The sequence below is a fragment of the Pseudomonadota bacterium genome (genome assembly GCA_039033415.1).
Lineage (GTDB): Bacteria > Pseudomonadota > Gammaproteobacteria > Xanthomonadales > SZUA-38 > JANQOZ01.
Map to the genome: position 1 here is coordinate 13355 of JBCCCR010000021.1, position 20145 is coordinate 33499.

Sequence of the window (20145 nt, forward strand, 5' to 3'; positions counted from 1 at the left end):
GCGAGTTTCCGCTGCTGATGCATCGGTTTTTCAGCTAACCACTTCCAGGGTGACACCGAGCAGGAACTTGCGAGCTAGCACGACGTCCAGCTGTCAACGGTCGAGAAGCACCTGCGTTGCGCTCGCAGGCACTGTTTCCGATGTCGTTCTACCGATCTGATCTGATTGCCAGCTGCGTACGGTGGCGTCTGCCACTGTGCCCCGCAGGCGACATCGTCGCTTGAGCGAACCCATGGGGGCACCGTGCTAAACGATCTTTTCTAGGTTATTTTTTGATAGAGAACCCGGGTTACTAATGATTCTATCGACCCAAAAAGACCTTACGCTGACCAAATTGCGGCGCGGTTATTCATTCGTTCCTTTGCTGGTTGTCCCTTACTTTTTAGTGGTCGTTTGTAGTTTCGCAAACGCTTCGGGCGTAAGGGAGGTCTTTGAGCCGCAGGCGTTTGAAAGGTTTGCTCCGCGCACGGCGCTGGATATGGCGCGCCAGGTACCCGGTTTCCCCATTGACGAAGGGGAGTCCGAACGCGGTTTCGGGCAGGCCGACACGAACATCCTGCTCAACGGCAGGCGCATCTCCGGCAAGTCAAACGGGCCCGTTGACGCGCTGGGTCGGATACCGGCCGAGGACGTTGTTCGACTAGAGGTGCTGGACGGAGCGAGTCTGGATATAGGGGGATTGTCCGGGCAGGTACTCAATGTGGTCACCGCGACCGGAGGCGGAATCACGGGCCAATTTCGCTACTCTCCGGAGGGCAGAACCGACGACGCCCCCTTCCGCTGGGGCAATGGCTCGGTCGCGATTTCCGGTGGTAGCGACACAACGGAATGGACGCTCAACGTTGTCAGCAACCAGTCATCGAGCGGAACCGAGGGGCCTGAGCGGGTAACCGATGGAGCCGGCGCATTGATCGATTTGCGAGAGGAGCGCGCCGAAGAGTTCATTGACCAGCCGGGTGTTGCGGGCTCGTTGACGCGCGTCTGGGAGTCGGGCGAGGTATTGAATCTGTCGGCGGAAGTGAACTGGTTCATCTATGACTTCGAGGAGTTGTCTTCACGCAATCCGGTTGGCGGCATTGCGCAGACCCGCGAGCTTGTCGAGACGGAGGATGAGTTCAACTTTGAGCTTGGCGCTGATTATGAGTTTGGACTGAGAGATGGTCGCCTGAAGTTCATCGCACTACATCGGTATGAAGACAGTCCGACCGAGGCGCGAGTGCGGTTTGATTTTGTCGATGAAAGCGCCCCGGCGGGGACGGTCTTCAAACGCCGGGCGGAGGAAGCCGAGACGGTGCTGCGGGGTGAGTACACGCACAAAGCGCTCGGTGGTGATTGGCAGTGGGCTGCGGAGGGTACACACAACTACCTGGACATTGACGGCGAGCTGCAGGTGAGAGATGAGAGTGGGCTTTTGGTTCCCGCGGAGCTGCCGGGCGCCTCGTCCAGAGTCGAGGAAGATCGCGCGGAACTGACTGTGAGCTACAGCCAAACGTTGACCGAAAGACTGCAGCTGCAGTATTCCGTCGGCGGCGAGTACTCGGAGATTCGCCAGACGGGTTCCGGTGGCCAGATTCGAGACTTCATCAGACCCAAAGGGTTCGTTTCGGCAAACTGGGCTCCCTCGGATGCCCTCGACGTCTCATTGCAGCTCGAACGACAAGTAGGGCAGCTACGCTTTTTCGATTTTATCTCCTCGGTCAATATCAACCAGGAACGGGTCAACGTCTCCAACGTCGATCTGGTGCCGCCACAAAGCTGGATTCTGTCGCTACAGGCGCAGCGGTCGCTCGGCGACCTCGGGTCCTTGACGTTAAGCGCAAATTTCGAAGACATCACTGATATTGTCGATCAGATACCCATTGAAGGGGGCGGACAGGCACCGGGAAACCTGGACGCCGCTGAACGGTGGTCGGTTTCGACCAACGTTACGCTGTTGCTGGACCCGATCGGCTGGCAGGGACTTCGGCTGGATGCGGATGCAAGCTATACCGACTCCGAGGTCGCCGACCCGCTGACCGGAGAGGTTCGCCCGATTACCGATGACGACTACCTGGACTTTGAGGTGACCATTCGGCAAGACTTTTCGGGTTCCCCCTGGGCGGCGGGACTGGAGCTTTCTTACCGCAAAAACCGTCCTTCGATACGACTCGATGAGACCAGTCTCTTTCGCCCGACGCGAGCGTTTTCCAGGCTTTTTATCGAGAACAAGGACGTCTGGGGAATGACGCTGCGGGGAAGCCTATCCAATCTGAACGATCGCGGGCTCGATTTTTCGCGCACGATTTTTGCCGACCGGTTGACCGATACGGTCGATTTTCGCGAGGACAGGCTACGAGACTTCGGGTTGCTGATCGGCTTGGATATCGAAGGAAGTTTTTAACCCTCAAGCCATACTGACTTAACGCCTCGAGGTGCGCGACGGGTGCGGTTTAAAGAATCTAGGCCCCAGTTGCCCGCCAGCCCTGGCGTCGGCTGGCGGGTTCCTGGACCTGGCTGAAACCGCCGAAGGCGGAACCGGACCAGTCATTCCCGGTTTTTCTGGAGAGAGTCATCGACGTGCCATTCGAACGCCACCAGCATACCCATCAAAATAAATTAATGCAAATGCGAATCGGTTGTATTTAGATTCGTAATAAAGGTAGTATCTCTCCGGGAGCAGCGATTCAAATTTGGGAGATCACCATGCCGACAAGAATTCTTTTGAGATCTACGCTTTGCTGTTTGCTGCCGTTGGCCGCCGCTTGGCCATCGATCGCGCAGGACCAAGGTGCGTCGCCAGAAGACGCAAACAATGAATCGGATGATGTCATCGAGGAGGTCATTGTTCGCGCTCGCGCCCAGCGGCTTTATCGGGTGCCTGCCTCTGACACGGGCAAACTGATCACAGAGCCGTTGGCGTCTTCGCAGCTCATCACCAGCATCAACGCCCAGCTGATTGAGGATCAGGGCGCTCGCGATGCCCAGGATATCTACCGCAATATCTCCGGCGTGACTGTGTTCAGCTATGCGGGCGTCACCGCACGCGGTTTTCGGCAAGAAGGCATCTTTTTTGACGGCCTGCGCGGTGATCCTTACATCAGCTTCGGCGTCCCGCAGCTCTTTAACATCGAACGGGTGGACTTTCTTAAAGGGCCCGCGGGGATGCTTTACGGCCCCGGGGCGCCGGGCGGACTGTTCAACTACGTGACCAAGAAGCCCGACGCAAACGCGGAAAACCGCCTCCGCGTTGTGGGCGGTAATCGCAGCCGCTTTGGCGCTGCGGTAGATCTCAACGGCGCGATCGGCACCAACGGCGCAGCGTGGCGCGCCGCAATTTTCCGCGAGGATCGAGACACGCCGCGATTTAACTCCGGCGACGACGTGAGCGTTTACGATCTTGGCCTCAGCATTCCGCTTGGCAGCACCACCGAACTGGTGCTGCAGGCGACGCGCTACGAGCAGGATCTTGCCGGCAATCGGCTGCGGGGTGTTCCCGTTGACGACAGAGGCAACTTTCTCACCGATCGGCGTTGGAACCACAACGAGCCAACCGACTTTCTGAATCTCGAATCGGATGTGCTCCAGGCATCGCTTGAGGGCAGCATTGGCAGCAGCCTGACCTGGGACTTCAAGTTACGCTACAACGACTCCTCGCAGGCGCAGCAATACCACGAGCCTCGCGGACTGTTTGACGTCGACGGGGATTCAATCACGGATCTCACCGCCCGCGAATGGCGAGATCAGCTGCGGGAAGAAGAACAGATCAGCCTTGGCACCAACCTGGTCTGGTCCAAGAGCTTCGATGGTTTTGATAACCGCCTGCTGGCGGGCTTTGAATACTTCGATGGCCAGCTCGATTTCCTGGCGGGCCGAGCGCGAACTTCCGCCGCTTTTGTCGAACGATTTCTGGCCGGAAGTTCCTTGCCCTCGGACATCTTGCCGCTGAGCCTCCGGAATCCGCAATATGGACTGACCGATCCAGCGAGCTATGACACCGTGTTTTCGCCAGTCCGGGTGACGCAGCAGGAGCGCCAGGGGGCTTACCTCCTTAACGAGGCAACCTTCGGCAAGCTCATCTTGATCGGCGGCGTGCGCATTGACGACTATGAGGACACGATCGGCGCCGCCTCGTTTTCTGACAACGAAACCACCTTCCGCGCGGGTGCCGTGTATCGAATTCGCGACGACGTTTCGCTCTACGCTCAGTGGGCGGATAGCTATGAGCCGCAGTCCATCTCGTCGCAGAATCCTCAAGCCGGCGGCCCGTTTAATCCTACGGCTGGTGAGATGGTTGAGGCGGGCGTAAAGACCGAGCTGCTGGATGGGCGCTTACAGGCCAGCGCCGCGATCTATGAGATTGTTCGCCAGAATCTGCTTCAAGCCGATCCACTGGGTGATCCGGAGGGTGATGGCGTCGACAACTTTGTTTCGCTGGGAGAGGTCACCAGTCAGGGTGTCGAGTTCGACCTGTCGGCTGACATCACCGAGGACTGGGTGCTGACTGCGTCCTATGCGTACAACAGCACGCGAATCACCCAAGACAACGGAGGTGGTGGTTTCAGCAACAGTGTCGGTGATCGCTTCGCCAATGCGCCGCGCAACCAGCTGGGATTCTGGACCCGGTATCAGATCGAAACGCCGTGGAATTCCGTGACCGCGTTTGCCCTGGGCGGCGACTACGTCGACGACCGGGTCAGCTTGAGCGGTCAGGCGGTCCAGTCTTACACCGTCTTTGACGCGTCGATCATCTGGGAGCGCGGTCCGTTTGAAGTCTTGGCTCGCGTCGAAAACCTGTTCGATGAAACCTACGCCGCTTCGGGCTTTATCGAGAGGACCGGGCACTTTCCGGGAGATCCGAGAACCTATTTCGTCGAACTCTACTACACCTGGTAACAGCACAACGGCACGGGCAGGGCTCAAGCTTTTGTACGGCGAAGTAGCGAGCACCATGCTCGTACCGTCGTGGATTACCGCGCTCGGTCGCGGTGGCTTGACGTCGGCTCGAAGATCCAGCACCGGGAGGCGGGCGAAGCTGTGCAGGCTTCTACCTTTACCGCTTCGTCGCCTTCGTCGGACCAATGCGCCTCGGGTTGGGTCATTTCAACCCAGAGCCCGGAATTGAGCCGATAGCGCCAGCGTTCTAACTGAGCCGCTTTAAGGCGAAACGTCCTCGTAGTCTTCCAACGAGCCGAGGAAACGAGCTGAAACGGAGTGGGTTCTGCATCTGGAGCGGGTTCGGCCGCGTAGGTGATCTCCTTGATGCGCGCGGGCCCGGCCAGCGGCGTTAGCGCAAGGCTAATGACGATCAGCGTCATGGCCAGCCACCGCCACCAGCCCATGGCCCGCCAGGTCGAGAGAGCGACGTCCCGCCAGTAGTGTTTGCGCCCACTCATGACGTCGACTGTCGCGCTGCTGCGCGCCTGCCGCTGCGCCGGCGGTCAACGGTTCGGGTGCCATAGATGACAACACCGGTTAGCGACATCCCGAATAGGATCATGCCGAGCACAAACCAGGTGACGCGTACCATTAGGCCTATCCATCCTTCACCACCCCAGGTGCCAAAATGCAGCGGATCAGCGGCTTCGCCAATGCGTTGGTGTAAGCCGAGCGACTCGCCGTCATAGCTGCCTAGCTGCTTACCGCCCAGGTCCGTCCAAACAGCATTTGCCCGGTCTCGCACCAAAAGCGTCTGATCCTGACCCTGGATGACAAAAGCCGGAAGTCGCTCGGTCGGAAACCGAATCACCCGCGGGTTCAATGATGGCCGGGCCGCCCTGGCAGTTGCGATGGCCTTGTCAAGCTGGGAGCCGCTGGTACGACCTAGCTCTGCCGTTGACGGTATTGTCGGACGCGGCAAAGCTGGGGCACGGGCGCCAAGGCTTTCGACCAGATACCAAACCGAGGTCAAAGCGATGATCAAGATAAACCAAAGCGTCCATAGCCCGAGCAGACGATGGAGGTCGCCTAACCAAACGCGGCTGGAGAGGTTCCAACGAGGACGCTTCCCCCAGCCACGCCAGAATTTCTTGTAAACGACCAGTCCGGTGGCGACGGCCAACAGCAGTACAACGCCGAGCGATGACACAATCGGCACGCCGATTTGTACCGGCATCATCAGATGTCGATGGGTCTGGCGGAGAAAGCGCTGCACGTTAAACCACGACGTTGCGCCGAGATAATCGCCGGTGTAGGGATCGACCCACAGCCTGACCCGCTCAGCCCATGGAGTGATGACCTGAATCTCGGTCGCAAACCACGGATCGTGTCGCTGGATAACGGTCGCAACCTCTCCTGCCACGCCGGCGGTAAGCGCAGCATCAAGCTGCTCACCCAAGGAAAGCCGCTGTGCGGAATCGGGGGCGGTGACTCGCATTTGAGGGTTGAGTAACCAGTCGATTTCCTGCGCGAGCGTTGCGAGAGCCCCGGTCAGACTAATAAAGGCCGTAAGCACACAAAGCTTGAGTCCAAGCCACGAGTGCAGCTTGAACATCGATCGCCGGAAAGTTGTCGTTTTCTGATCGCCTTGCTTACTGGTGCTGACGGGCAGTGCGCTGGACACCAAACTTTACTCCGCAGATGCTCTCAACGCGGGCGATTATAGCTCAAAATGGTAATGAGAATCGTTCGTGATATTGCATCTTTTGGGTAGCAGTTGACTGACCGGCATGTACGGATCGTCTTTGCCACGTTGATTGACGGGCTGGCTTTACGCGGGCAAACGGTCGGCCAACGCGGCGGCGCCTTTAGCTCTGTCGGCGCCGCAACCAAATCACCCAACCGGACCAGGCCAGCAGCAACGGCAGCAAACCCGCTACGGCAAAAAGGGCTCGGCCACCCTCACCAAAAACCTCGCCGGTATGCAGACCAAAATGGCTTCGTTCCATCCACACTGCCGCCGGCCCGTGTCGAGGATCGATCAGCTGAAGGATCTGCCCTGAGGTCGGATCAAGCGTAACCAGCACACCACCTTTATACGGATCGGGGTTGCCGTCATAGGTCAGCGTTAGCACCAGCGGTTCTTCGCCCGTCAGCGGGAGCCCGGGTATCCAGGCGACCTTGCCGCCGCGAACGGCGGATTCCGCCGCCTGGATCAGTTGGCCAATCGGCTTTGGGGTACCCGACACCGGCTCCCGCGCTTGGTCAACGGACGTTTCACCTCCGAGAGCCGCCGTGGTAAGCGACAGCGATTGCGGGAACACCAGCAGTACGCCAGAAAAAGAGACCAGCAGCAGCGGCACGGCGGCCAGCAGACCGCCGACATGGTGAAGGTCGCCATGGCGAACTCTACGGCTTGCGCGCCAGCGTAGCTGAAGCGGTCTGCGAACCTTGAGCCTCGGCAACCAGAGATAGGTGCCGGTTGCCACGAACGCCAACCCAAGAAAACCCAGCACACCAACAACCAGGTGGCCTGACGATCCTGCCCACAGACTAACGTGCCCGTTTGCAAGCCACGCGAGCACTGCGCTAAAGGTTGAGCCTTTGGTATCGCTGAGCAACTCAAGATCCAACGGGTCATAGTAGGCGAGGAACGAGCGTTGGCCGCCGGTCTCAGTCTTCTGCCTGGCCCATACCTCGATCACGTTCCCGGTGTAAGCCGGAGCACCGACATAGGACACCCGCGTAGCGTCGCCATAGTCTCGCTGGACTGCCGCCGCAAGTCGGCCGTAATTGGGCGGTTGGGATCGTTGCGGTATCGAGGCGTGCCACCACTGATTGAGATCGTGCCGGTAGGCGCAGAGCGTTCCCGTCGTGCAGACCAGGGTCAGAAGCAGACCGAGCGAGATGCCCGCCCAGCCGTGTAAGAGGCGAACGAGCTTCATCAGCTTTCTGCCGGCGGAATGACCTCTGGTCTCCGGCGGCCCACTACTGCGCTCTGCCAAGCTGGCGGTAGAAGAATTGCGTGATCGCGGTGACCGCGTACGCGTAGCGATCGCCGCGGCCCTGATGGGCGTGGTTGGTGCCGGGAAACAGGACAAGTTGATACGGTTTACCTGCCTCGGCCAAACCGTCGAGCAGCTTGGCGTGCGTGGAAAAGCCAACGTTGCCATCGCTGGTTCCCATCACCAGCAGAAGTGGACTCACGAGCTGGTCAAGCTGGTTCAGGAGGTTTCCCGCCGCGTAGGCGTCGGGGTTGTCGGCTGGGCTTCCCACCACCATTTCGATCCAGGCAGCGTGGTCATGAAAATTATTTTCCGGCACGCTGGCAGAAATCGCTCGATAAAATTCCGGCGCCTCGATGCCCGATCGCAGTGCCATATAGCCGCCCCAGGAGTTGCCGTCGATTCCTAGCCGGTTCAGGTCCATCCAGGGGCGATCGGCTGCCAGCGCTTTCAGTCCAGCAACGTGATCCGCCACGACGCCTTTGGGCCAGCTTGGGACTCCTCGCATGTTGTATTCCCGCCCACGACCTGGTGTACCCGGTGCATCCATCGCCACCACGACAAAGCCTGCGCGAGCCAATGCCGCGAGCATGAGCTGGTACTCCGCCCCGGGATACGTGCTTTGGAAGCCGAAGTAGCCGCGCCCCAGGACCTGAGATTGCGGCCCCCCGTAAATCCGCTCGATCACCGGATAGGAATTCCCCGGATCGAACCCAAACGGCTTAAACAGCACACCGTGCATTGGAGTCTCGCCATCGGATGCCATGACCACAAACGGTTCTGGCTCAGACCAGTCATCTCGCAAGGAATCGATAGTGGCGGTTGCGAGGACCAGCGGCTCTCCGGTTCCGTCGGCAGCCCTTAGCTCAATCCGCGGCGGTATTCCCAGTCCGTGGACCGTATCGATCAGCCATGTTCCGTCACTCGACAGCTCGGCATTATGAAGACCTGGGCCGCGTGTCAGCGTGACCGGTTTGCCGCGTCGGCCCAACTGGCCCTTGAGTAAGTGTCGGTTGTAGGGCCGATTAGCGTCGGGCTGCGCCGAAAACCAGAACTGTCCATCGTCGCTGATGCGGGCGATGTCGCCGGCTACCCATTCACCCTGTGTCACTGGTCCGATCAGTTCTCCGTCTCGACGATACCGGTACCAATGCGACCAGCCGGACCGGTCGGAGTACCAGAGAAAATCGCTGCTCCCGGGAATGAACCTCAGATTGCGAATGCCGTTCCAGGGAAACTCCACGTAGCCATCGGAGCGGGATTCGGTGAGGACCTTGCGGGCTTCCCCAGACTCAGCATCTGCGGCCCACAGGGTCAGCTGCCGAAAGTCTCTGGTCGCGCGGTAAAACCAGATTTCCGAGCTATCGGGACTCCAGCCGAGAAACACCGCGTAGTGGTCCTTGCCGCCGCCGACCGACACCGGCGTAAGGCTGCGGGACAAAACGTCGTAAACACAGAATTGCGTAATGGGGATCTGCTGTCCGGCCTTGGCCCAGTAACGAAAATCTTTAGTCTCTGGATGCAACGACAGCCAGTCCACAATCGGCCAGGCGGTCACCTTGGTCTGGTCGTGGGTGCGCAGCGCTACCTTAGCGCTGTTGGGAGAGAAGGCCGGTCCAGCGGGCTCCATAATATCGGGCGCGAAATACCAGGGCACATCCTCGGTACCAGTGTCCGTGGCCTGGGTTAGCTGACCCGTTTGAGCGTCGCGCAGGGCCACATCGTGGTTGCTCAACGTCAGGATCCACCGGCCGTCAGCAGATTGTTCCTCACGGATCGCGTACTGAATGGGAAACTGATTTCTTGCTACGCCGATCTGGTCGAAGCGTGCCGTGTTCGACAACGGAATCTCTCTGACCTGCCGGCTGTTGATTTCAACTTCATAGCGACGGTCTCCGAACGAGACGGTGAGTTGTTGTGTGTCAAAGTCGTAATCGAGCACTCGAATGCCGGGCGAATACCCCAAAGCCAGGTGCTGACCGATTAACTCTCGAACCAGGTCAAGGTTCGCCAAGGGATTGCGGGAAACCGGTGTTGTGAGAACCACCTGCCAGATTGCCTGGGTAACACCGTGGTGGTTCTCGGCGTACCACATGGTTTTGCCGGCCTCAGGCCAGTGGACATCGAGGTCAGGGAGCTGAACCGATTCAGCCATCTGGTCAAGAAACTGTCGGGTTGCGGCCACATCAAAGGTCGGCTTAATGGCGTCGGTGGCGCTGGCCTGGTTGAGCAGCGCTCCGGCGACGACAAGCTTGACGAGACAGCCACGCAAAAAGGTACAAACAGTCATCATTGGCGACTCGGCATCGAATCAATCCGTATACTAAACAGCTTGAAGTGCATACAAAACCCTTGGGATGAAAAGACCCGGATTCGTAGGTCCTGGTTGATAGTTATTTACAGTACGATCATACTGTAAAAGCCCAGAGAATCAGTGAATAAGGAAGTAGCTTTGATTTACCAGCAGAACACGATTGGCGGTGATGTCGCGGTTTTTGATGAAACGAAAGTCTATAAGGAAGTCGGCCGACTCGATCTCGGCGGCAATTTCAAAGCTGATAGTGTCGCCCTGTCCGCTGACTATGGCGAGCTTTATGTCAACGGCTCGACTCGGATGCACTGCTGGCAGAACCCGCTGGCAGACAACGAGAGCGTGTTTGCTGCTTTTGACGCCCATACGCTGGAGGAGCGCTGGCGGGTGCCGCTGGTGGGCCAGGTGGAGCACTTTGCCATCAGTCCGGACCGTCGCTATGTCTACAACGCCCATTACGACCGAAAAATGGTGAGCCGAGTTGACACCCAGACCCAGGAGGTTACGCCGATCAGCATCGCCAACCTGGGTGGACACAAGGTAAGAGTCTCTGCCGACGGCACCCGTGTCTACGTCGGCTCTATCGTGTGGGGCTCGCTCGATGAAATCGACGCAGAAAAGATGAAATGGAAACGGCACCTCACCTTTGAAGACAACGTTCGCCCGTTTGCCCTGACACCTGATGGGAAAACGGCGTACGTGCAGCTCAGCCGGTTCCATGGCTTCAAAATTGTCGATCTGGAATCCCTTAAGGTGACCGGATCTGTGGACCTGCCCGAGCTGCCCGCTGACCATCCGGTTTCTGAAGCGCAGTACCCGTTTACCAGTGACCATGGCGCGGAGATTACGCCTGATGGGCGTCACGCTATTTTTCTGGCAACCACCGGGCACTACGCAGCTGTCTACCGCCTTCCGGAGCTCGAACTGGTCACGACCATAGAACTCGGAATGCAGCCGAGCTATCTGACGGTGTCGAAAGACTGCAAGCTGGCATATATCAGCTGCCGGGCGTCCGGCGAGCTCTACGTCGTGTCCCTGGAAAACTTTGCGATAAAGCACGTGCTGAAAAATGTCGGGGCATTTCCCCAGCGGGTCTGCGTCGATCATTGAAGGCCGACGCCGCGCCAAACCCCATTCCGCAGGATGACGTCGCGCGCTGCGGGTTAAGCTGGGCGGCCAAAGTGGTTTGCTCGGGCGTGTTTATCACGGGCCGCGACCCCGGAGAGACGTTCCGGGCAAGCTGTGCGTGGATGGCTGCATCAGAGGAAATTCTCCAGGAAGCGACCGAAAACCGAAATGTCGCGGCGCTGATGAACCTGCCGGTAACGATCGAGGTTGACCACGAGCGCCGGGGCGTGCGGCTTGAGCTGGACGGCGTGGATGCGTACGCGTTTTATCACGCAGATCAGGGATCGGTGGTCTCAAGCAAACCGCACCCTGAGCTGGCTTTTGCGCCGCAGAAGTTGAAAAGAAACCCGGAAGCAGGTGTCTTTTCAGGTTCGGTCGAAGACCCCGATCCGATATTCCAGCCGGCACTGACCCGCGCCTTTAAAAACAGCTTTCAATTCACCAACGCACTGGTTGTGGCGCATCGGGGCGAGATTGTTGCCGAAGCCTATGCTGATGGCTACGACGAAAACAGCCGCTTCGAGGCTTGGTCGATGGGCAAGAGCCTGGCTGCAACGCTGGTTGGCTTGACTCACCAGCAGGGGCTGATCGATCTCGATGAGCCGGCAGGATTCGCAGCCTGGCAGGCGCCCACCGACCCTCGTCGTGACATCCGCGTGCGTGATCTGCTCAATATGGCCAGTGGCCTTGAGTTCACTGGAAGCTACGGTCGGTCAGAAGACCACACCGTCAAAGCCGAAAACGGTCTGTGCCTCGACCACACGTACGTCTATGCCGGCGGCGTGGACAGCTTCGAGTTTTCTGTCTCCAAACCCCTCGCGCATGCGCCGGGGACCAACGGCCGCTACCGAAACTGTGACCCGCTGCTGGCCGTTGGGCTTGTACGCGAACGAGCAGCCGGTGGCGACGTGAAGGAGTTTCTTCATTGGCCGCAGCGGCATCTGTTCAACCCCTTGGGTTGCACCGACATGGTGCTCGAGACCGACCCGTTCGGCCACTTTTTGATCTCCGGGCACGACTACGGCACGGCGCGCGACTGGGCCCGCTTAGGGCAGCTTTACCTTAACCGGGGCTACTGGCAGGGAAACCAGCTGCTGGCGCCGGAATTTGTAGACTTTGTCCAGACGCCTGCTGAGAAGGCGTGGCACCACGATCCGTACTACGGCGGCTTTTTCTGCACCAACGCAACCGGCATTATCCCGACGCTGCCCAATGACGCATTCTGGATGTCGGGTGGCGGTCGGCAGCGGGTGATGATTGTGCCCTCCCTGGATCTGGTCGTTGTGCGGATGGGCCATATCGCGGGCTTTGTCTTTGATTTGGACAACACGCTCAACGAGGTCTATCGGGAAATTGCCGAAGCCGTGGCCGCCTGAGCCATGCGGAGCTCGCCAAGCCGAGCATCGAAAACCGTTATCGCGCTTTCGGGACGTCTGACGCCGGTTTCAGGCGTTGTTCAATGGGATCGTGCATCAAGATGAAAAATGCGATCGCCAGGACCGTCAGCACGAAATTCACGAGAAAAAAGCCAAACCACCCAATCTGCGCCGCCAGCAGCCCAGAAGCGCCACCTGCAGCGGCAAAACCGAGAAACCAGGTGGATTGCTGGACCGTAAAGTCCGTCCCAACCTGGCCCTCAGATGCCCAGCCTATGCGAGCGGCATAAACCACCATGCGGATAGGCGCCGTGCAGAGTGCGCTGAAGAAAATGATGCCCATGACTACGGGGGTCGTGACCGCTTCCACATGCGCCAGGTAAAGAAAGCCGGGTAACGCCATCGGTGCCACCACCAGCATTACCTTGGCCATCCGCTTTGGGCCGATTCGGGCGATCACCGGTGCCGCCAGTGCGAGTGAAAGCACGGCTCCCAGGCTGGCAGAAATGCCAATCACAATGCCGATTTGTGATAGCGAAAGTCCCTTAGAGCCGAGAAATGGGCCAATCACCGCGACCGGCATCTGCACGGTAAAGGAGACACAGAACACCACGGCCAGCACCCACCAGTTGGTCGACCGAGAGAAGAACGCCCGGAGGCGTGTGACGGGCCGAACGCTTGCGCGGTGATCGGCCGACCGGGCAGGCTCTCGTCGCAGCAGTACCGGCAGGCAGAACAGCAAGAATAGTCCGGCAGCACAAAAAAAGGCCGGCCGCCAGCCGAAGCGATCGGTCACATACAGGAGGCCGGCAAAGCCGATCAGCTGGCCAAATTCGCGGCCAAGCCAAATCAGAGAGGACCCAAGGCCGCGCTCTTCGGGCTTCAGGTTCTCAACGATGTATGCGTCCCCGGCGATCTCAAAAGTACTGTAGAAGAGCTGCTTGAGCATTAGCAGCCCGACGATCAGCGCAAGTGCCTCAAGGCTTGGACGCACCAATCCCACCGCCGCCAGGCAAAGCGCAACGCCCAGCGCGCAGGGCGCCAACCAGGACTTTCGCCAGCCGAACCGGATCGAACCATGGTTATCTACCAGGGGCGCCCAGGTCCATTTACAGGCGGTCACCAGCAGAGGCAGGGTGAAGAGGCCCAGATACTCCAGCGGCATGTCGAGCCGACGCGTGAACACCGTTGGCACCATGACTCCGGTCAGCGTGTTGGGAAGGTCGTGGGCCATCATGAGCGTCATCAGCACGCCATATTTGCGCCAGGTTGCCCCGTCTCCGGGTAGCCGTAGGCGTTGAAGCAGAGCTGTCACTGCTCAGGCCTGAAAGGTCATCAGGGGTACCCAGCCGTTGACGGCAAACAGCGTCCATCCGGATACCAGAATGAGTGCCGACGCGAATGCAAGCGGGCGAGCCGATAGTGGTTGCGTGCTCAGTGCTGCTCGCCAGAGCGCGAACACCGCCGCCAGCGGCCCCAGCAGGCTCAGCATGAGCAGGCCGATCGATATTGAACTCGGCCGACCGATCGCCACCAGCGCGTCCATGGGTGCGGTGAGCCCGAAACGAACGAAAAGCCACAGCAACATCGCCATGCTCAGGCCGCTGACCATCAAACCAAAGCTGGCGGTTCCGGGACGCTGCCAGCCGCGCGCCCAGTGACCCGCCCAGCGAAGGAGCCAGGCCAGTGTTGCACCGACCGCAATCAGGAGGGAGCCCACCAGAAGCCCGAAACGGCCGAATGCTCTTAGGCCGGAAATAGGTTCATAGGACTCGTTGCCTACCAGCACGGTTCTGCCGTCTGGGTCCTGAACCAGCGCGTAGACCGGCTCAGGATAATCGCCGACGCGGAAAGTGGTTGGCGTTGTTGGAATCAGATCAGCCGTTGGTTCGCCGGGTGCAAGCGGCTGCAGCCTTAGGCCTTCGTCGGTGGCCTCGAGCCGAACGGCTCCGAATACATGCCATAACCACGCTCGCAGTGGCATGTCGTGGCTGAAAGGCGCGTACCATCCTTCATACGTTCCCAGGCCCAGGTCCTTAGCGGGAATGGCAGGCACCGGTGTTGCCGGTGGTTCGTTACGGTAGAGGTACGCCCCCAGCAGGCCTCGCAGGCGCCAGCGCAGGCCGCCATCATCACCGTTGATGATCAGGGCAAAGCCGCGTCGGCCTCCTGGCTCGTAGCCCAGCCAGGTTTGAAAGCCCTCCGTGGAGCCGGTGTGGCCCCAGAGCAGGTGGCCATTTGCCGCGCTGAATTTGAAGGTACCCAGCGCGTAGCCGGTGCTGGCGACCCCCTGGCGGCCGGCAGCGGATTGTTGGGGTGCCCGCATTTGCTCCAGCCAGGCGTCTGCTAGCTGCAGTCCCGATCTGGAAGGTTCAGGTTCAGCGTACCAGGCGACCAGCTTTCCGAGGTCGTTGATGGTGGTCACCAGCGAGCCAGATGGGCGAATGGGCATGAGCCATGATTCAGATTCCGTCACCCCGTCGGGATGATAGCTGCTCGCCAGCGGCGGTCCATCATCCGGCGCGTTTCGAAACGTCGTCTGCTCCATGCCCAGCGCAGCAAATAGATTTTCCTCTACCCAGGTATCAAACGCGCAGGCACAGGCTTGCTCAATCGCCGCCGCTGCGAGGGTGTGTCCTGGGTTGGCGTAGCTGAAGAAAAACCCCGGCGGCCAGCGAATCGCCACCTTGCCACGCATCTCGCGGACGTAGCGGTTAATTGGGTAGTCCGGTTCGGAGGTGGCATATTCGTAGTAAGTGGATCCCTCAAGCCCGCCGGTGTGACCCAGCAGGTGACGGAGGGTCAGCGGGTGTTGTTCCTCCCAGGGGTTTTCCAGCACCACGTCGGGAGCCAGCCGGCTGATGGGTGCGTCCAGGTTCAGACGCCCCTCGGCCGCCAGCTTGATGGCAGCTAGGGTTGTCAGGTTTTTCGATAACGACCCGGCGCGCAGCCGCGTATCGGCGGTCATCACTCTGCCCGACGCCACGTCGGCGAGGCCGAAACCGCGGGCGAGGACCGCCTCGCCGTTTTCCACGACGACCACTGCCGCGCCTGGCACCGACGACGCTTCCAGCATGCTCTGGATCTTTGCTTCCAGATCGTCCAAATCGGTCGGCGATTCCTGAGCAAAAACGCAATCGTTAGCGGTACAAAGGCCGCACAGTAGCCAGATTAACCTGCTCAACCGATTCATGGCGCAAACCTCCGCGAGTGGCGAGATGCCTGAGACACCAGGTGCTCACCTAAAAACTCGACCACTTTGCGCCACGCCAGCCGCGCGCCTTTCGCGTTTCCTTGCGGCGTACCGCCATAGTGAACAAAACCGTTTTCCACGCCTGAATAGCCTCCGCTCCAGTGCATGAGATGAGAAAAAGGGCGGGGATCGTTCGGCATCCCGATACCGTGTCCGGCGTCTGCGAGGTAAACCGCCTCAAAGGAGCCGCAGCCGCGGGCCATCTTCTGCTCTAGAGCACGGCATGCTTTGGCAGAGGGCCATAGCCGGTCGTCTTCACCCGCCACTGCGAGCATGGGAATCCGAAGTTGGTTCACCGGTATGGCGTAGGGGCTGCTTTGGTCCTGTGCCACCCACACCTCCTGGAACTCTCCCCTGAACGCATAGCCTGGAGGTTGCTGCATCGCTTCAGCGCGACGCCTCCGTCGTTCAACATCCGGCGCCGCCAACGGTACTCCGGCAACCGGCGCGCTATCCAGGGTCCACATGGCCCGTGTTTCTGCCGCGAAGTCTTCTCCGGCGGCCATCTCGAAACCCGTATTCACCAGATGGCTGGGCGCCCACGCGATGACGGCATCGAAAAGTTCGGGCCATGTTATGGCACTCAGCATGGCCGCTTCGGATCCCCGCGAAGCTCCCCAAATGCAGAGCGGCAGCGAATGGCGCTGCCGCAGCCAGTCGGCTGCGGATCGAAAGTATTCCAGCGGAAGGTTGAGGCCGGACCTGGGCAGACCGGGGTACTGAAAATAAGCCAGCGCCAGTGCGGCGAAACCCTCCGCCGCGAGCGCGGCCGCGCGGCCGGGTACAACACCCCCTTCCGACCCTCCCAGCACCAGCACACTGCCGCGCGCCGGCGTGTCGCGTGGTTCGAAAAGGAGCCCGTGAATAGGCCCTCCAAGCCGGGTGACACGTACATCCGGCGCCACGCGATGCCGCACTAGGGTTTGTTCCGCCTCGAGCTCACCCTGCCGCGCCGATACCCGATAAACCAGTGGTTCAAGTGGCCCGAGCTGCGGCCAAAGTGGCTCGTGCCGGCACAACACCTCACTTAGATAGTCTCGCTGCGCCGGCTGCAGCGCCCAGTACAGGCCGCCAACATCGGCGCCGTCGTAGCTGCCCGTAGCCTCGTCCAGCCGGGTGGAGATGGCGTCGCCCGACGGAAGGAACGTGACGCTGCTGCACCAGAGTCGCTGCTCGTTATCGACGGTTTCGCAGCGCAGGCTGACGGGTTCGCCCGGCTTGAGCCGAATGAGAACTAACTCAGCATCTTCCTGCTGCAGGACCTGATCGGGTAATTTCAAGCGCAACAGAATGTCGTTCCAGGTGAGGTCATTTTCATATTGTGTGCAATTTCACGCCAAAAATATACAATTTGAACTTCCCCAGCCTGGTCGCCCAATACTCGCCGGGAATACTCTTACCTCAAAACCAGCGGAACATGACCCATTAAGCGTCAAGACCAAATATCAGCCGACTACGCGCAGCACGCGGCTTCGACGCTCACGACAGCGGAGCAAAGTCTGCTCACGTTGGGGCTGGCAGCCAAGGCCATTTGCTCAGGCATTTTTATCTCCGGCCGGCCGCTGGAGCATCTACTCGGGACCACGGTTGAGGCGCGGCTGGAGGGTCAGCCGATTCAGTTTGCGATCGATGAAGCCGCCAAGACGGTTGAGGCGAGCTTGCCCGGCGGCCTTCGCCGACGTGCTGTGTTGGCCGGAGATCAGGGCGTGGTGCTGCTCCCCGTCGCCGGCAGCAAGATTTTTTTTGAGCCATCAAAGGTCTCGTCTCGCCTTGGCGTAGCTGACGAAACAGACTGGCCGCTTGGCGATGCCCATGCCCAGGCCAAAACCATCGACAGCGACTGGGATCAGGCGGGTCTGCAAAGCGCGGCTGCGATCGCCTTCGAAAGCCATCCTGAGTCTCAAACCGCGGCTTTGTTGGTTGCGCATCGGGGTCAGCTGGTGCTTGAGCGATATGGACCTGGGATCGATTCGTCAACTCAGCTTCAAAGTTGGTCCATGGCCAAAACGCTGACCGCTATGCTGATTGGCCGCCTGGTGGAAAAGGGTGAACTGGCGGTCGATGAGCCTGCGCCGATCGCCGCCTGGCAGGGCAGTGGCGATCCGCGGCGGGCCATCACTGTTCGCCACCTGCTGCAGATGTCCAGCGGGCTCGGGTTCAGCGCCGAATGGGCGCCGGACTACGACGCTGTTGACGGCTATCCCGATCACGCCTACATGTACAGCGCCGGCATCGACTGTTTTGCGCTGGCGCTGACCCGACCGCTAACCCAGCCACCCGGCACGCTGGGCGCTTACAAAAATGGCGACACGCTCATCCTCGGCTACCTGATTCAGCAGTACTGCCGAGAGAACGGCGAGGACTATTTTAGCTGGCCTCAGCGGGAGCTATTCGATCACATCGGCATACGCAGGCTGGTGCTGGAGCCTGACCCCTACGGTAACTTCATGTCCAGCGGCAATAACTTTGGTACTGCCCGTGACTGGGTGCGCTTGGGGCTGCTACTCCTTAACAACGGCGAGTTTGCCGGTCGGCGTTTGCTGCCTGAGGCGTTTTGTCGATTGCTGCGCGCGCCAGCCCCCGCCTGGGCGGGCCGTTACTGGACCGAACCCGGGCCGGATGGCTGGGAAGATTCCATCTACGGCGGCCAGCTCTGGCTGAACCGCTATCCCCCTCAGGACGCGTGGCCGCTGCCCTCCGACGCTTGCTTTATGCTTGGCGTCGGCGGTCAGTACACGTTTGTTGTGCCGTCGCTCGACTTGGTGATTGTCCGTCTGGGTCACGTGCTTGGTGCGGACGGCACCCGGGGTTGTCTGCCCGACGTCCTCAAGAAAATTCTCAGCGCACGCCGTGGCTAGCGTTCGACTCTTCTTTGCATTGCTTGTGTGTGTGGTTGCCGCTGAGCTGATCGGCATCGTGCGAATTCCCTTGGGCGAATTGACCATCGTCCTGCTACCGCTGGTGTTCGCGTTTGTCCTCGGTCTAATCCTGAACCCAAACGTCAACGCCCGGGCCAACCGCCTGTTGGACGATAACGCAGCGAAGTCTGCTGCCCGCCAGCTGCCGATTGCGGTGATGCCGCTGATTGCGTTTCTGTCCGCCTTTATAGGCCCCAACCTCGAGGAGATATCCGATGTGGGCGTTGCCCTCGTGCTGCAGGAACTGGGCAACCTCGGCACGATGCTGATTGCGCTGCCTGTTGCGGTAGTGGTTTTTCGCATGGGCCGTGAGTCCGTCGGCGCCACCTTTTCCATCGGCCGCGAGGGCGGGTTGGCGTTCATCTACGGCCGCTATGGCGGCGACAGCCCGGAAGCCACGGGCGTCATGGCCGTCTATGTTTGCGGGACGTTTCTCGGCGCCGCCTTTTTTAGTTTTCTTCCGCCATTGATCGCCTCGCTGGGCTGGCTGGATCCGCGTGCGCTCGCCATGGCCTGCGGCACCGGCAGCGCCAGCATGACCGGGGCATGCTCCAGCGCGCTGGCGTCGAGTTATCCGGAGATGGCCGATCAGATTGCGGCGCTGGCTGCCACCAGTAATTTAATGAGCGGCCTTTCCAATCTGTTTGTGATCATATTCATCACCCTGCCGCTGACCGAGTGGCTCTATCGTCAGCTCACGCGGCGTCGGCCCACGCATGGCTGAGCCGCGCAGATCCTTAACGGAGCTGTGGATGATCGGGCGGACCACCGGTCTCGTCCTGACGCTCACCTGGGCGGGACACCTCGGAGCTGCAGGTTCCGAACTAAGCTTCAGCGGTGCGTTGGCGGTGCTGCCCGGTCTGCTGCTCCTCGGTGGGGCAGTGCTGATTGGGTATGTCGTGGCCATTGCCATCCCAACGCGGCTGCCAGACCTGTTCTGGATTTCCATGGTCACAACGCTTGCGGGTCTGCCGTTTGTCCCTGGTTCCGAATGGTTTCTAAAAAGCCTTCAGCCTCTTAGGTTTGTTGCGATGATTACGCCAGTGCTGGCGTTCGCCGCGCTGAGTCTGCGTCGTCGCGAGGTGACGTTGTTTCGCGCCACCGGTTACAAGATGATTCTCATATCCTTATTGGTCTTTTTGGGAACCTACTTCGGTTCCGCCATTGTGGCTCATGTAGCGCTCCAGCTGACTGGTTCCTAGTGGGCCGCGTCATGCGGCGGATTTCCAAAACCTAAAACACCGTTCCTGCCGAGGCTGGCTGCCGAACACCGACTCGCGGTTTTGGTGCAGCAACACCT

The 20145-nt window shown here is 59.9% G+C and carries 14 protein-coding genes; 7 read left to right on the forward strand and 7 right to left on the reverse strand.

The features are described from left to right. The first annotated feature begins 295 nt into the window (after positions 1-295). Positions 296-2380 (forward strand): TonB-dependent receptor plug domain-containing protein, encoded by a 2085-nt coding sequence (locus tag AAF358_17065; protein MEM7707271.1) that lies wholly within the window; start codon positions 296-298, stop codon positions 2378-2380. A gap of 302 nt (positions 2381-2682) precedes the next feature. Next, positions 2683-4872, forward strand: coding sequence for a TonB-dependent siderophore receptor (locus tag AAF358_17070; GenBank protein ID MEM7707272.1), 2190 nt, complete (start codon positions 2683-2685; stop codon positions 4870-4872). Positions 4873-4946: 74 nt separating this feature from the next. On the opposite strand, the gene AAF358_17075 is transcribed toward AAF358_17070, so the two are convergent. From AAF358_17075 to AAF358_17090, 4 genes are all read right to left on the reverse strand, one after another. Beyond that, positions 4947-5372 carry a hypothetical protein gene (locus tag AAF358_17075; GenBank protein ID MEM7707273.1) on the reverse strand — a complete coding sequence of 142 codons (426 nt, stop codon included), beginning with the start codon at positions 5370-5372 and terminating at the stop codon, positions 4947-4949. Further along, positions 5369-6538 (reverse strand): PepSY-associated TM helix domain-containing protein, encoded by a 1170-nt coding sequence (locus tag AAF358_17080; GenBank protein ID MEM7707274.1) that lies wholly within the window; start codon positions 6536-6538, stop codon positions 5369-5371. The genes AAF358_17075 and AAF358_17080 overlap by 4 nt, the downstream gene beginning before the upstream one ends. 184 nt (positions 6539-6722) lie before the next feature. After that, positions 6723-7799 (reverse strand): PepSY-associated TM helix domain-containing protein, encoded by a 1077-nt coding sequence (locus tag AAF358_17085; protein MEM7707275.1) that lies wholly within the window; start codon positions 7797-7799, stop codon positions 6723-6725. 43 nt (positions 7800-7842) lie between these two features. Beyond that, positions 7843-10152, reverse strand: coding sequence for a DPP IV N-terminal domain-containing protein (locus AAF358_17090; protein ID MEM7707276.1), 2310 nt, complete (start codon positions 10150-10152; stop codon positions 7843-7845). 141 nt (positions 10153-10293) lie between these two features. On the opposite strand from AAF358_17090, the gene AAF358_17095 reads away from it, so the two are divergent. Further along, entirely contained in the window at positions 10294-11280 is a 987-nt protein-coding gene (locus AAF358_17095) for a hypothetical protein (protein MEM7707277.1), read from the forward strand. Further along, positions 11277-12674 carry a serine hydrolase gene (locus tag AAF358_17100; GenBank protein ID MEM7707278.1) on the forward strand — a complete coding sequence of 466 codons (1398 nt, stop codon included), beginning with the start codon at positions 11277-11279 and terminating at the stop codon, positions 12672-12674. The genes AAF358_17095 and AAF358_17100 overlap by 4 nt, the downstream gene beginning before the upstream one ends. Before the next feature lie 37 nt (positions 12675-12711). Here the strand turns inward: AAF358_17100 and AAF358_17105 are convergent, their stop codons facing one another. The 3 genes from AAF358_17105 to AAF358_17115 form a co-directional block, all read right to left on the reverse strand. Next, positions 12712-13989: an MFS transporter gene (locus AAF358_17105; GenBank protein ID MEM7707279.1), complete on the reverse strand. Its 1278-nt coding sequence runs from the start codon at positions 13987-13989 to the stop codon at positions 12712-12714. 3 nt (positions 13990-13992) lie between these two features. Beyond that, complete coding sequence (locus AAF358_17110) at positions 13993-15780, reverse strand: serine hydrolase domain-containing protein (protein MEM7707280.1); 1788 nt, start codon at positions 15778-15780, stop codon at positions 13993-13995. Positions 15781-15863: 83 nt separating this feature from the next. Further along, on the reverse strand, positions 15864-17207 hold the full coding sequence (locus AAF358_17115; protein MEM7707281.1) for an acyl-CoA thioester hydrolase/BAAT C-terminal domain-containing protein: 1344 nt from the start codon (positions 17205-17207) through the stop codon (positions 15864-15866). A gap of 228 nt (positions 17208-17435) precedes the next feature. Here AAF358_17115 and AAF358_17120 point away from each other — a divergent pair, with 228 nt between their 5' ends. The 3 genes from AAF358_17120 to AAF358_17130 are packed head-to-tail and all read left to right on the forward strand — an operon-like array spanning position 17436 to position 20047. Then, positions 17436-18785 (forward strand): serine hydrolase, encoded by a 1350-nt coding sequence (locus AAF358_17120; protein ID MEM7707282.1) that lies wholly within the window; start codon positions 17436-17438, stop codon positions 18783-18785. Then, on the forward strand, positions 18778-19569 hold the full coding sequence (locus tag AAF358_17125) for a DUF3100 domain-containing protein (protein MEM7707283.1): 792 nt from the start codon (positions 18778-18780) through the stop codon (positions 19567-19569). The genes AAF358_17120 and AAF358_17125 overlap by 8 nt, the downstream gene beginning before the upstream one ends. Before the next feature lie 28 nt (positions 19570-19597). Beyond that, positions 19598-20047: a hypothetical protein gene (locus tag AAF358_17130; protein ID MEM7707284.1), complete on the forward strand. Its 450-nt coding sequence runs from the start codon at positions 19598-19600 to the stop codon at positions 20045-20047. Positions 20048-20145: the final 98 nt, after the last annotated feature.

Coding starts and splice junctions, on each gene's coding strand:
- AAF358_17065 (MEM7707271.1), top strand. CDS start 296: ATGATTCTATCGACCCAAAAAGACCTTACGCTGACCAAATTGCGGCGC.
- AAF358_17070 (MEM7707272.1), top strand. CDS start 2,683: ATGCCGACAAGAATTCTTTTGAGATCTACGCTTTGCTGTTTGCTGCCG.
- AAF358_17075 (MEM7707273.1), bottom strand. CDS start 5,372: ATGAGTGGGCGCAAACACTACTGGCGGGACGTCGCTCTCTCGACCTGG.
- AAF358_17085 (MEM7707275.1), bottom strand. CDS start 7,799: ATGAAGCTCGTTCGCCTCTTACACGGCTGGGCGGGCATCTCGCTCGGT.
- AAF358_17090 (MEM7707276.1), bottom strand. CDS start 10,152: ATGATGACTGTTTGTACCTTTTTGCGTGGCTGTCTCGTCAAGCTTGTC.
- AAF358_17130 (MEM7707284.1), top strand. CDS start 19,598: ATGATCGGGCGGACCACCGGTCTCGTCCTGACGCTCACCTGGGCGGGA.